Raw genomic sequence first — 13,454 nt, 5'->3', positions numbered from 1 at the left:
AAGTCCTATAGAAATTGTTCCGCCTGGGGGCGGACGAGGTGGCGCGGTGAGATACCATTGAAGTGCTTCAATAGTCTGTTTGTTAAACGTAATGGGAGGAGCGTGTGCATTCTTTTTCCGGCTTCGTTAAACTGCTCAAGTCGTCCTCTTCATTAAAGTGCGCCCAATTGCTCACGATTGTTGTGGTTACGATGCTGGCAGGTGTTGCGCTTTATTTCAGTCAATTGATGGTTTATACAGCTCCAGATGCGTCTAGATTGATGGTCATAGAGGGAAGGGTGTCCGGTTATCCGGACAGCTGGGAGCATAATCGTTCGCTGGTGCATTTTGGCGTAGCGTACAAACTGGATGGGAAGCGTGAGGGTAAACCTATCTATACCTATCGGGAGCTGTATGAGGCGTCGAGGCTTCGTATCAACTCAAAAGTTGTTCTCACGGTAGAGCGTGTGGATGAAGGCAGCAGGGTGCGTGAACTTGCCACATTGGACGGACGAATACTCTACGACGATCGGCTTGGTCAACAGGTCGTGCTTTGGAATAACGAATCGATTCGATCCACGGTAATTTTGGGTTGCTTGGCATCAATAGGAACTGCCGTAGCTGCGGTCGTCATGCTTGCACGTCATCAGCGCGGGATTGGCCTTCAGGGTTGACTTGGATTCTGGGCCATTTTCGCTCCTCCTGCAGGTGTAATGAAAACGCCCCCGTTCGAAAGACCGGGGGCGTTTTGTTTGTCCAGTTTCAAGTCAACCCGTGAATAACATGCCGAGGGATGAGTGGCCATTTCCCTCTATTCGAAGTTTTGAAGATGCTTCAGGTTTCAATAGCTATTCGCGGACTTCACGACTGAAGACTGGTGTCATGGCAGTGAAAATACCCTGATTGAGGCGCAACAAAAGATGGCCGCAACGCTGGAAATTATCATGAGTTACATCACGCCGGCGGCGGATGCTGCTACCTCCCTGGTCGTCAATCACGACAGCGAAAAGCTGAGGCTCGCGCTGGTCGATCAAAACGCCCAGGCCGAATCCACAGTCAGCAGTGGAAACCTGTGGGGGCAGGCTTACGGTGAGAGGTCGGCGTATGCAACGGATTACCGCCCAACCACCTTCGGCTTGTACGCACAATACCCCGGCCGTGGCCCGACCTTCGGATGGTTGCGGCAGGTGTCGGGGCGCTTGTCATAAATGGTGCACAGCCGGCTCTTACGATCCAGATACATGCAATCGTCGTTGCTCATGCGCGTCAGGGTGAAGATGCCCGACTTCTGGTTGAAGCGTTCGATGATGCCTTCTTTCTGCAAGCGCTTGGCCACGTTTTTGGGCGGCTCGTCTTTTTCGAATTCATCCACCACGCCGATGCGGATCAGGTCCTTGATCTTGACCTCCACCGGCAAGGTGCAGCAAGTTGAGTGGCAGCCGCCGCACATGTGGCTGGCATAGCGCTGCCAAGTCTCCAGGCGGTCGACTTCGGCAGCGGCGATCAGGGTCGTTTTCATCGTTTTATGAGGTGGATCACGGTGTAGGGCGCGCGATGATACCGGAATTGTTCAATTTATGAACAATTTTATGACCGGTTGCACGCTGCCGCGCAAATACTCGAACACTGGTGATTGCGGCCGGTCGAAGCGACTAGGCTCAACATTTGCTTTCTGCTCTTGTCCACTTGCCCCGAGGATGACGCATGTCCCAGGAACCCAAAGCGCGTGACGCTGAAGTCGCGGATTTTCGCGCCGCAGTGCTGGATAAACTTACCTATGCCGTCGGCAAGGACCCGGAGCATGCTTTCGACCATGACTGGTTCGAAGCCATCGCCCTGGCCGCGCGCGACCATATGGTCGATCACTGGATGGACCATACCCGGCAATCCTACCGACGCAGCCAGAAGCGGGTGTACTACCTCTCCTTGGAGTTCCTGATCGGTCGCCTGCTTTATGACAGCCTGAGCAACCTGGGCCTGCTGGACATCGCGCGCGAAGCGCTGGACGGCCTGGACGTGGACCTGGAGCGCATTCGCCTGCTTGAGCCCGACGCGGCGTTGGGCAACGGCGGCCTGGGCCGGCTGGCGGCATGCTTCATGGAAAGCATGTCGACGCTGGGCATTGCTGCGCATGGCTACGGTATCCGCTACGAGCACGGGCTGTTCCGGCAGGCGATGGTGGACGGCTGGCAGCAGGAACAGACGGAAAACTGGCTGGATTTCGGTAACCCATGGGAATTCGAGCGGGCCGAAGTCATCTACCCCATCAGTTTTGGTGGCAGCGTCGAAACGGTCAGCGACACGCATGGCAACCAGCGCCAGGTGTGGTCACCCAGCGAAACCGTCCGGGCGGTGGCGTATGACACGCCGGTGGTCGGCTGGCGAGGCTCCAGCGTCAATACCTTGCGCCTGTGGCGTGCACGGGCGCTGGAAGAGCTGCACCTGGAGCGCTTCAACGCAGGTGACCACCTGGGCGCCGTTGCCGAGGTGGCGCGCGCCGAAAGCATCTCCCGCGTGCTGTACCCAGCCGACAGTACCGAGGCTGGCCAGGAACTGCGCCTGCGCCAGGAATACTTCTTCGTGTCGGCATCGCTGCAAGACCTGCTGCGTCGGCACCTTAACATGCACGATAACTTGCTAAACCTGCCCGATGCGGCGGCCATCCAGCTCAACGATACCCACCCCTCCATTGCTGTGGCCGAGCTGATGCGGTTGCTGGTCGATGAACATCAGATCCCCTGGGATACCGCCTGGGAACTGACCGTGGGCACCTTGGCCTACACCAACCACACCTTGCTGCCCGAGGCCCTGGAAACCTGGCCGGTGGCATTGATGGAGCGCATGCTGCCCAGGCACATGCAGATCATCTACCTGATCAACGCCTACCATATCGACTCGTTGCGGGCCAAAGGCATGCACGACTTCGACGTGCTGCGTGCTGTGTCCTTGATCGAAGAAGACAACGGCCGGCGGGTGCGCATGGGCAACCTGGCCTTCCTGGGCTCGCACAGCGTCAATGGCGTGTCGGCCCTGCACAGCCAATTGATGAAAAGCACGGTCTTTTCCGAGTTGCACAAGCTGTACCCGCAGCGAATCAACAACAAGACCAACGGCATCACCTTCCGCCGCTGGCTCTACCAGTCCAACCCCCAGCTGACCCGCATGCTGGTGGAGGCATTGGGCCCGGAACTTCTGGACGACCCTGAGCGGCTGCTGACCGGGCTGGTTCCGTTCGCCGACAAAGCCAGTTTCTGCAAGCAGTTCGCGGCGCAGCGGCTGCACAGCAAGCGTGCATTGGCGAGCATCATCCAGGACCGGGTGGGCGTTACGGTGAACCCGGAAGCGATGTTCGACGTGCAGGTCAAGCGCATCCACGAGTACAAGCGGCAATTGCTCAACCTGCTGCACACCGTCGCGTTGTACCAGGCCATTCGCCACGACCCGGGTACGCACTGGGTACCACGGGTCAAGATCTTCGCGGGCAAAGCGGCGGCCAGCTACCATCAGGCCAAGCTCATCATCAAGCTGACCAACGACATCGCTCGTGTGGTCAACAACGATCCCACCGTGCGCGGCCTGCTCAAGGTGGTGTTCCTGCCCAATTACAACGTCAGCCTGGCTGAAAGCATCATCCCGGCCGCGGACCTTTCCGAGCAGATATCCACTGCCGGTTACGAGGCCTCAGGTACCAGCAACATGAAGTTCGGCCTCAATGGCGCCCTGACCATCGGCACCCTCGATGGCGCGAACGTGGAGATGAGCGAGCAGGTCGGCCCCGACAACATGTTCATCTTCGGGTTGACGGCGCAGCAGGTCGAGGCGCGCAAGCGCGCTGGCGATTTTGGTGCCTCTGCTGCCATCGCGGCCTCCGGGCGCTTGAACGATGTGTTGCAGGCCATCCGCAGTGGCGTGTTCTCCTCGGACGACCCTTCGCGTTACACCGGTCTGATCGATGGCCTGATTGGCTACGACCGCTTCATGGTCTGCGCCGACTTCGACGCCTATTGGGATGCTCAGCAACGGGTAGAAGACCTCTGGCACAAGCCGCAGCAGTGGTGGCGCATGGCTGTGCTGAACACGGCACGCATGGGCTGGTTCTCGTCGGACAGGACCATCCGCGAGTACGCGACCGAGATCTGGAAGGCACTGGACTGACACAGGCACGACCAGTGGGTCACCGCCCTCTGGCTCGTCAGCGTTGCCATCTGTAATGAGCACAGGCTGGCCGGCACCAGGATGGGGCCGGCAGCCCGGTGCCCGACCATCGGCTTGGCGAGCGCTGAACTCCCGATCCATTGTGCCGTCTGACAGCCGTGGCGAGTCTCATCGCTCGCTAGCCCGCCGCTCTCCCTGTAAACTGCGTGGGTTTTCCATCCCCAATCCTGTTGGAGCCATACATGTCCCGCGTTACCCTTAGTCGCTATCTGATTGAGCAGACCCGCAGCAACAATACCCCTGCCGATCTGCGCTTCCTGATCGAAGTGGTGGCGCGTGCGTGCAAGGAAATCAGCCACCACGTGTCCAAGGGCGCCCTTGGCGGCGTGCTGGGCAGCATGGGCACCGAAAACGTCCAGGGCGAAGTCCAGAAGAAGCTGGACGTGATCTCCAACGACATCCTGCTCGAAGCCAACGAATGGGGCGGTCACCTGGCCGGCATGGCGTCCGAGGAAATGGACAATGCCTACCAGATTCCGGGTCGCTACCCCAAAGGTGCCTACCTGCTGGTCTTCGACCCGCTGGACGGCTCCTCCAACATTGATGTCAACGTGTCGGTCGGCACCATCTTCTCGGTACTGCGTTGCCCCAACGAGTACCTGAGCCAGAACGAAACCCTGAACGAAAATGCCTTCCTGCAGCCGGGTACCGAGCAGGTGGCGGCCGGCTATGCCATCTATGGCCCGCAAACCATGCTGATCCTGACCCTGGGCAACGGCGTCAAGGGCTTCACCCTGGATCGCGAACTGGGCAGCTTCGTGCTGACCCACGAGAACATCAGTATTCCGGAAACTACTGCCGAATTCGCCATCAACATGTCCAACCAGCGTCACTGGGAAGCCCCGGTACAGCGCTACGTGGGCGAGTTGCTGGCAGGCGAGACCGGCCCGCTGAAAAAGAACTACAACATGCGTTGGATCGCCTCGATGGTGGCCGACGTACACCGTATTCTGACCCGTGGCGGCCTGTTCATGTACCCGCGCGATGCCCGTGAGCCGAGCAAGCCGGGCAAGCTGCGCCTGATGTATGAGGCCAACCCGATGTCGTTCATCATCGAACAGGCCGGTGGCGCGTCCACCAACGGTTACGACCGTATCCTCGACATTCAGCCAGAAAGCCTGCACCAGCGCGTGTCGGTGATCCTGGGCTCGAAGGAAGAGGTCGAGCGCGTCACCGCCTACCACAAGGAGTAAGTCATGCTCGCACCTTGGCAGCCTTTGCTGGAATGGTGGTTCGGTTGGGGCACCAGTGCCCAGGCCGTGGCTGACGAGAAGAGCGCCCAATGGTTCGGCAAGCATCACGACGCCGAGGCTCAGGCGCTGTTCGGTGAGCTTGTCGAACAGGCGCTGGCTGGCGGGCTCGACGAGTGGCAGCAAAGCCCTCAGGGCTGGCTCGGGCTTCTGCTTCTGCTCGATCAGTTGCCACGCATGATCTACCGCGACACGCCGCGTGCGTTCGAAGGTGATCGGCGTGCGCAAGTGGTTGCCCTGCAAGGGTTGCAGAAGGACTGGGATTACCAGTTGCTCCCGATCCAGCGGGTATTCGTGCTGCTGGTGCTCGAACATGCCGAAGTGCTGGACTGGCAGAACATGTCCGTCGAGCGCTACCAGGTGCTGCTCGATGAGCAGCCTGAAGCCAACCGTCGGTTGTTCGAAGGTTTTCTGGATTATGCCCAGCAGCACCAGCGGGTGATCGAGCGGTTCGGCCGGTTCCCGCACCGCAACCTGGCGTTGGACAGGCCCAGTACCAGTGAAGAAATGGACTTTCTGCTCGAGCCCGGTTCCAGGTTCTGAAGCGGCGTTCTGCGTCCAATGCCTGAGGCCGCCCTCCATGGGCTAATGCGATTGACTTGAAACCGTTGGGGCCGCACAGCGGCCCCAACGGTGTCAGCTACTGCCTGATTCCGTCTCGAGGGTTCAGACCCGGCCCAAGCATGTAAAACCTCATACAGAACACACCCATCCCCTGACGGCTCATTCGAATAAGCCGTTTTCCCGATCAGCGGTAGCAGTCATGGGCAGGCCCACCAGGGAACCTGGGAGGCATTTTCCCGTCGAAGGGCACTGCAGGCCACTCGCCTGCTCCCTCGTTCAGGAGTGTCTTCATGTCGTTGCGTTCCCTCGCCCTGTTGTCGCTGTGTGTCGTGCTTGTCGCCTGCAGCAAGATCAATCAGGAAAACTATTCCAAACTCAAGGCTGGCATGAGCAAGGCCGACGTCGAGCAATTGCTCGGCACGCCGACCGAGTGCTCGGGCGCTTTGGGCATGAGCAGTTGCACGTGGGGGGACGAACGTAGCTTCATCAGCGTGCAGTACGCGTCGAACAAAGTCTTGATGTATTCCGGGCAGGGCCTCAAATGAGGGCTGTCGGTCTGCTGTTGGGCCTGTGCCTGACCCTCTTGCTCGGCGGGTGCGCGGGGTCGATGAACGACCCGCTTGCACCGAAGACCGCGGGGCAGGTGGACCTCAAGCGTTACCAGGGCAAATGGTACGAGCTTGCACGCTTGCCCATGCGCTATCAGGCCGGTTGCGAACAGTCCGAGGCGCATTACAACCTAAGGCCCGACGGGTCGTTCGGCCTGCTGAACCGCTGCCGCACCCTGGGTGACGAGTGGTTGCGTGCCGAGGGCCGCGCCTATATCGAGGCGCCAGGGCATACCGACAGGCTGTGGGTCGAGTTCGATAACTGGTTCACACGGCTGGTCCCGGGCGTTGCCAGGGGTGAATACTGGATCTTGTATGTGGACGAGCGGTACCGCACCGCGGTCGTCGGCAGCCCGGACCGCAAGTACTTGTGGATTCTGTCACGCACGCCCAGCTTGCCGGCCTGGGAGCGCGAACACTTGCTGGCCAAGGCTCGCCAGCAGGGCTACGACACCAGCCGGTTGATCTGGCGAGCTTCCGATCAGCAGATCGTCAAGATGCACTGAGGACGTTGCAGGCCTGGTGGGCTGAAAGGAGCGTCAAGCCTACCGGGTTCTCCTGTACTGCCTCAGCTTGAATCGCGGTCGCCACTACGCGGCCTCGATCCCTTCATGCCAAAAGCTGCCGCAGCACCTGAGCGAATGCCACCCGGCTTTGCTCCTCTTGCAGATGGTGGCCTTGGCGTACCACCCACTGTCCGTTGACCATCACGTCGCGCACCTGGCGATCGCCGCCGGCAAACAGCCACCGATTGAGAATGCCGTCGCCATCGGCTGTGGCGATGTAGGGGTCTTGATCATCAAGCACCAGCCAGTCGGCGCGCTTGCCTACGGCCAGTTCGCCAATGGGCTGGCCCAGCGCCTGTGCACCCCCTGCCCACGCAGCGTCAAGCAAGGTGCGCCCGACCATGGGTTGATCGTGGCGATGCAAGCGGTTGCGCCGTTGGTCGCGCAGGCGTTGGCCGTATTCCAGCCAGCGCAGCTCTTCGACCACGCTTAGCGAGACATGGCTGTCCGAACCAATCCCCAGGCGCCCGCCCTGCGCAAGGTAATCCGCAGCCGGGAAAATGCCGTCGCCCAGGTTGGCTTCGGTCGTCAGGCACAATCCCGCCACGGCGCCGCTGCGGGCCATGGCTGTCACTTCGTCGGGCTGGGCGTGGGTGGCGTGTACCAGGCACCAGCGCTCATCCACGGCCACGTGTTCATACAGCCATTGCAAGGGCCGCAGACCGCTCCAGGCCAGGCAGTCATCGACTTCCCGTTGCTGCTCGGCAATATGAATGTGCACCGGGCATTGATCGTCACTGGCCGCCAACACCTCGGCGATCTGCCCAGGCGTCACGGCCCGCAGCGAGTGAAAGCACAAGCCCAGCCTCTGCGCCGGTTGCGCGGCCAGCAGCGGCGCCAGTCGCGCCTGCAGTTGCAGGTAGTGGTCGGTGGACTGGATGAACCGGCGTTGGCCATCGCTTGGCGTCTGGCCGCCAAAGCCTGCATGGCTATAGAGCACCGGCAGCAGGGTCAGGCCGATACCGCTCTGCGCGGCCGCTGCACTGATCCGGCGAGACAACTCGGTCGGGTCTGCATACGCATTGCCTGCCTGGTCGTGGTGCACGTAATGGAACTCCGCCACCGCGGTATAGCCCGCTTTGAGCATCTCGATGTAGAGCTGGCGGGCGATGACCTGCAACTGCTCAGGTGTGATCTGCCCGACCAGGCGGTACATGAGGTCGCGCCAGGTCCAGAAGCTGTCATTGGGGTCGCCGGCGACTTCGGCAAGCCCGGCCATGGCGCGCTGGAACGCATGGGAATGCACATTCGGCATACCGGGCAGTACGGGGCCCGCCAGATGCGCTGCGCCGTCGGCGCAAGCGTCGGCTTCAACACGCGTCAGGTACCCGTCCACGCCGACGTCGAAGCGCACATCGCGGGCCCACCCTGAGGGCAACAAGGCACGTTGGGCAAAATAGGCGGGCATTACAGGCTCCTGTTCTTGTTAGGTTGTATATACATATACAGGCGTTTGCCTGCCGGGTAAACTCCGGCAAGCTAATGCTCATTTCTTATGCACAAGGATTCCTGGCCGTGCCGACACCTCCTGTCAACGCGCTGGTTGCCCCCATGGGCGAGGGCCCGGCGCCGCTGTACGCGCGGGTCAAACAGATGATCAAGCAGCACATCGATGACGGTAGCTGGCCGCCGCATCACCGTGTGCCATCGGAAAGCGAACTGGTCAGCCAACTGGGCTTCAGCCGCATGACCATCAATCGCGCCCTGCGCGAGCTCACAGCCGAAGGGCTGTTGGTGCGCATGCAAGGTGTCGGCACCTTCGTAGCCGAACCCAAAGGCCGCTCGGCGCTGTTCGAAGTAAACAACATCGCCGATGAAATCGCCGCGCGTGGGCATCGGCATAGTTGTCAGGTCGTGGTGCTTGCCGAGGAAGCGGCAGGTTCCGAGCGAGCGTTGGCCTTGAACATGCGCGAAGGCCAGCGGGTGTTTCATTCGCTGATCGTGCATTTCGAGAACGATACCCCGGTGCAGATCGAGGATCGCTACGTCAACGCGGCCGTGGCGCCCGACTATCTGCTGCAGGACTTCACCCGTCAGACGCCTTATGCCTATCTGTCCCAGGTAGCCCCGCTGACAGAGGGTGAGCATGTGGTCGAGGCGATCCTGGCAGAGCCCGAGGAGTGCCAGCTCCTGCAAATCGAACGCGGCGAGCCATGCCTGCTCATCCGCCGCCGTACCTGGTCCGGGCGCCAGCCGGTCACGGCCGCGCGGCTGATTCACCCCGGTTCGCGCCACCGCCTGGAAGGACGTTTTGGCAAATGAGCCGAGTGCAAGTGTTGCAGGCGCGGGGCTACCCGCGCATGGCCTGGAAGAACGGCGGCGGCTTCACCGAGGAAATCGCCCGTGACCAAGGCCAGGGCCTGGACGGTTTCGGCTGGCGCCTGTCGATTGCCGATATCCAGGCGTCGGGTGCCTTTTCGAGCTTCGCCGGCTACCAGCGGATCATCACCGTGCTGCAGGGCGATGGCATGCGTCTGTTGGTAGACGGCCAACCCAGCCGGCCGTTGCTGCCATTCGACGGGTTTGCATTCGATGGGGCAAGCGAGGTCGATTGCCAACTGATCGGCGGGCCGATTCGCGATTTCAACCTCATCTATGCACCGCAGCGCTATCGGGCACGCTTGCAATGGCTGGAAGGTTTCAATCGTGTGCACACCTCGGCTTCGACCGTGCTGCTGTTTGCCGGCAGCCAAGCGGTAGAAGTTCAGACGGAGCAACAGGCCCTGCAATTGGAGCAGCATGACTGCCTGCAACTCGAAGGCAACGAAGCGTTGCTGGCGTTGGACGTACAGGGGCGGTGCTGCCTGATCGAACTCGATCCCCGTTGAGCTGACCCTGGGCTGGCATCGCTTGCAGCGACACGGTTTGAGAATTTCACTTGTCCATGCTTGTACATACAAGTAAAGATGTGTTTGTATTGCTCATCGACACATCTGCTGCAGCCGACCGCAAAGGACATTCCCGTGACCGACAACAACAAATACCGTGACGTTGAAATCCGTGCCCCGCGTGGCAATACGCTCACTGCCAAAAGCTGGCTGACTGAAGCGCCACTGCGCATGTTGATGAACAACCTCGACCCGCAGGTCGCCGAAAACCCCAAGGAGCTGGTGGTGTACGGTGGCATCGGCCGGGCCGCGCGCAACTGGGACTGCTATGACAAGATCGTTGAAACCCTGACCCGTCTGGAAGACGACGAAACCTTGCTGGTCCAGTCCGGCAAGCCGGTCGGCGTGTTCAAGACCCACAGCAATGCCCCGCGCGTGCTGATTGCCAACTCGAACCTGGTCCCTCACTGGGCCAGCTGGGAGCACTTCAACGAACTCGACGCCAAGGGCCTGGCCATGTACGGCCAGATGACCGCGGGCAGCTGGATCTACATCGGCAGCCAGGGCATCGTACAAGGCACTTACGAAACCTTCGTCGAGGCGGGTCGCCAGCACTATGGCGGCAGCCTGAAGGGCAAGTGGGTGCTGACCGCAGGCTTGGGCGGCATGGGTGGGGCTCAGCCATTGGCCGCGACCCTGGCCGGGGCTTGCTCGCTGAACATCGAGTGCCAGCAAAGCCGTATCGATTTCCGCCTGCAAACCCGCTATGTCGATGAGCAGGCCACGGACCTGGACGACGCGCTGGCGCGCATCGCCCGCTACACCGCCGAAGGCAAGGCCATTTCCATTGCCTTGCATGGCAACGCAGCCGAAGTGCTGCCTGAGTTGGTCAGGCGCGGGGTGCGGCCAGACATGGTCACCGACCAGACCAGCGCGCATGACCCGCTCAACGGCTACTTGCCTGCCGGCTGGACCTGGGAGCAGTACCGCGACCGCGCCCAGACCGACCCGGTAGCCGTGGTGAAGGCGGCCAAGCAATCGATGGCCGTGCATGTGCAGGCCATGCTCGACTTTCAGCAGCAGGGCGTCCCCACCTTCGACTACGGCAACAACATCCGCCAGATGGCCAAGGACGAGGGCGTGGCCAACGCGTTCGATTTCCCAGGTTTCGTGCCGGCTTACATTCGCCCGCTGTTCTGCCGCGGCATCGGCCCCTTCCGCTGGGCAGCGTTGTCGGGCGATGCCGAAGACATCTACAAGACCGATGCCAAGGTCAAGGAACTGATCCCCGATGACGCCCACCTGCACCGCTGGCTGGACATGGCCCGCGAGCGCATCAGCTTCCAAGGCTTGCCGGCCCGCATCTGCTGGGTAGGGCTGGGGCTGCGGGCCAAGCTGGGCCTGGCGTTCAACGAAATGGTGCGCAGTGGTGAGCTGTCGGCACCGATCGTGATCGGACGCGACCACCTCGATTCGGGTTCGGTAGCCAGCCCCAACCGCGAAACCGAGGCCATGCGCGATGGCTCCGACGCGGTCTCCGATTGGCCATTGCTCAATGCGCTGCTCAATACCGCCAGCGGTGCCACCTGGGTGTCGCTGCACCATGGCGGCGGTGTCGGCATGGGCTTCTCCCAGCATTCGGGGATGGTCATCGTCTGTGATGGCAGCGACGAGGCAGCGGCCCGTATTGCTCGCGTGCTGGCCAACGATCCAGGCACCGGTGTCATGCGTCACGCCGATGCCGGTTACGCTATCGCCATTGAGTGCGCGCAAGCGCAGGGGCTGGACCTGCCGATGATCACCGGCTGATCAATGTTCTCTGCAATGCCCCCCACAAGGTGATACTCAACAACAAGAAGAGGCGGGCTGGCGCTGCCTGCCATGCCTCGCGAACTGGAGTAGCAACGTGACCGAACTTACCCTCAAGCCCGGCTGCCTGACCCTGGCGCAACTGCGCACTGTGCATGCAGGCCCAGTACGGCTTCAGCTCGACGCCAGCGCCGGCCCGGCCATCGATGCCAGCGTGGCCTGCGTCGAACAGATCATCGCGCAGGACCGTACCGCCTATGGCATCAACACAGGTTTCGGGCTGCTGGCATCGACCCGCATCGCCAGCCACGACCTGGAAAACCTGCAGCGTTCGCTGGTGCTGTCCCATGCTGCCGGGATCGGCGCGCCGCTCGATGACGCTTTGGTCCGATTGATCATGGTGCTGAAGATCAACAGCCTGAGCCGCGGTTTTTCCGGTATTCGCCGCAAGGTCATCGACGCGCTGATCGCGCTGGTCAACGCCGAGGTCTATCCTCACATCCCCCTCAAAGGCTCGGTCGGCGCTTCCGGTGATCTCGCGCCGCTGGCCCACATGTCCCTGGTACTGCTGGGGGAGGGCAAGGCGCGCTATAAGGGCCAGTGGCTTGCGGCTACCGAGGCCCTGGCCATCGCCGGCCTTGAGCCGTTGACCCTGGCCGCCAAAGAGGGGCTCGCCCTGCTCAATGGCACCCAGGCCTCCACGGCCTATGCCCTGCGCGGGCTATTCCATGGCGAGGACCTGTTCGCCGCCGCGGTCACCTGCGGCGCGCTCAGCGTGGAAGCTGCCCTTGGTTCGCGCTCGCCCTTCGATGCCCGTATCCATGAAGTGCGCGGCCAGCGCGGGCAGATCGACACCGCTGCCTGCTTCCGGGACCTGCTGGGGGACACCAGCGAGGTATCGCTCTCGCACCAGAACTGCGACAAGGTCCAGGATCCTTACTCGCTGCGCTGCCAACCACAAGTGATGGGCGCCTGCCTCACCCAACTGCGCCAGGCTGCCGAGGTGCTCGGCGTCGAGGCCAATGCTGTGTCGGACAACCCTTTGGTGTTCGCCGCCGAAGGCGACGTGGTTTCAGGGGGTAATTTCCATGCCGAGCCGGTGGCGATGGCCGCCGACAACATCGCCTTGGCCATCGCCGAAATGGGCTCGTTGAGCGAGCGCCGCATCTCGCTGATGATGGACAAGCACATGTCCCAGCTGCCGCCTTTCCTGGTGGAGAACGGTGGGGTCAACTCGGGCTTCATGATCGCCCAAGTCACCGCCGCTGCCCTGGCCAGCGAGAACAAGGCCCTGTCGCACCCCCACAGCGTCGACAGTCTGCCGACCTCCGCCAACCAGGAGGACCATGTGTCAATGGCTCCGGCTGCCGGCAAACGTCTATGGGAAATGGCCGAAAATACCCGGGGCGTGCTGGCGATCGAATGGTTGGGCGCCTGCCAGGGCCTGGATCTGCGCAAGGGGCTCAAGACCTCCGCCAAGCTTGAACAAGCACGCCAGGCGTTGCGCCGTGAAGTGCCGCACTACGACCGCGACCGGTTCTTTGCACCGGACATCGAAAAGGCCGTGCACCTGCTGGCCGAAGGCAGCCTGACCGCGCTGTTGCCAGCGGATGTGCTCCCGAGTCTGTAATGCCC

The 13,454-nt window shown here is 61.6% G+C and carries 12 protein-coding genes; 10 read left to right on the top strand and 2 right to left on the bottom strand.

What is annotated here, in order from left to right; translation table 11 throughout:
- The first annotated feature begins 104 nt into the window (after positions 1-104).
- A complete protein-coding gene (locus ACK59L_RS16260; RefSeq protein WP_409274729.1) occupies positions 105-653 on the top strand; it encodes a hypothetical protein in 549 nt (182 codons plus the stop codon).
- 440 nt (positions 654-1,093) lie between these two features.
- Here ACK59L_RS16260 and ACK59L_RS16255 read toward each other — a convergent pair whose 3' ends face one another.
- A complete protein-coding gene (locus ACK59L_RS16255) occupies positions 1,094-1,498 on the bottom strand; it encodes a YkgJ family cysteine cluster protein (RefSeq protein WP_016712459.1) in 405 nt (134 codons plus the stop codon).
- Positions 1,499-1,683: 185 nt separating this feature from the next.
- On the opposite strand from ACK59L_RS16255, the gene ACK59L_RS16250 reads away from it, so the two are divergent.
- From ACK59L_RS16250 to ACK59L_RS16230, 5 genes are all read left to right on the top strand, one after another.
- Entirely contained in the window at positions 1,684-4,134 is a 2,451-nt protein-coding gene (locus ACK59L_RS16250; protein WP_196135561.1) for a glycogen/starch/alpha-glucan phosphorylase, read from the top strand.
- A gap of 242 nt (positions 4,135-4,376) precedes the next feature.
- Positions 4,377-5,387 (top strand): class 1 fructose-bisphosphatase, encoded by a 1,011-nt coding sequence (locus tag ACK59L_RS16245; protein ID WP_023532920.1) that lies wholly within the window; start codon positions 4,377-4,379, stop codon positions 5,385-5,387.
- Positions 5,388-5,390: 3 nt separating this feature from the next.
- The gene (locus ACK59L_RS16240) at positions 5,391-5,987 is read left to right on the top strand and encodes a DUF924 family protein (RefSeq protein WP_409274726.1); all 597 of its coding nucleotides are present in this window, start codon (positions 5,391-5,393) and stop codon (positions 5,985-5,987) included.
- Positions 5,988-6,298: 311 nt separating this feature from the next.
- Complete coding sequence (gene bamE, locus ACK59L_RS16235; RefSeq protein WP_058604263.1) at positions 6,299-6,553, top strand: outer membrane protein assembly factor BamE; 255 nt, start codon at positions 6,299-6,301, stop codon at positions 6,551-6,553.
- Positions 6,550-7,122 carry a lipocalin family protein gene (locus tag ACK59L_RS16230; protein ID WP_058604264.1) on the top strand — a complete coding sequence of 191 codons (573 nt, stop codon included), beginning with the start codon at positions 6,550-6,552 and terminating at the stop codon, positions 7,120-7,122. The genes bamE and ACK59L_RS16230 overlap by 4 nt, the downstream gene beginning before the upstream one ends.
- Before the next feature lie 103 nt (positions 7,123-7,225).
- On the opposite strand, the gene ACK59L_RS16225 is transcribed toward ACK59L_RS16230, so the two are convergent.
- Entirely contained in the window at positions 7,226-8,590 is a 1,365-nt protein-coding gene (locus ACK59L_RS16225) for a formimidoylglutamate deiminase (protein WP_409274724.1), read from the bottom strand.
- Positions 8,591-8,733: 143 nt separating this feature from the next.
- Here ACK59L_RS16225 and hutC point away from each other — a divergent pair, with 143 nt between their 5' ends.
- The 4 genes from hutC (at position 8,734) to hutH (ending at position 13,449) form a co-directional block, all read left to right on the top strand.
- Positions 8,734-9,444, top strand: a complete 711-nt coding sequence (gene hutC, locus ACK59L_RS16220; protein WP_196128538.1) for a histidine utilization repressor — start codon at positions 8,734-8,736, stop codon at positions 9,442-9,444.
- A complete protein-coding gene (locus tag ACK59L_RS16215; RefSeq protein WP_409274722.1) occupies positions 9,441-10,010 on the top strand; it encodes a HutD family protein in 570 nt (189 codons plus the stop codon). Before hutC ends, ACK59L_RS16215 begins: the two co-directional genes overlap by 4 nt.
- Positions 10,011-10,145: 135 nt before the next feature.
- Positions 10,146-11,819, top strand: coding sequence for a urocanate hydratase (hutU, locus tag ACK59L_RS16210; protein WP_409274720.1), 1,674 nt, complete (start codon positions 10,146-10,148; stop codon positions 11,817-11,819).
- A 97-nt stretch (positions 11,820-11,916) separates the two neighbouring features.
- Complete coding sequence (gene hutH / locus ACK59L_RS16205; protein WP_409274718.1) at positions 11,917-13,449, top strand: histidine ammonia-lyase; 1,533 nt, start codon at positions 11,917-11,919, stop codon at positions 13,447-13,449.
- Positions 13,450-13,454: the final 5 nt, after the last annotated feature.

It is taken from the genome of Pseudomonas sp. KCJK9111, assembly GCF_046231935.1.
GTDB lineage: Bacteria > Pseudomonadota > Gammaproteobacteria > Pseudomonadales > Pseudomonadaceae > Aquipseudomonas > Aquipseudomonas parafulva_B.
The sequence above is the reverse complement of the archived record's forward strand: the minus strand, read 5'-3'. Positions and strand labels throughout refer to the sequence as shown.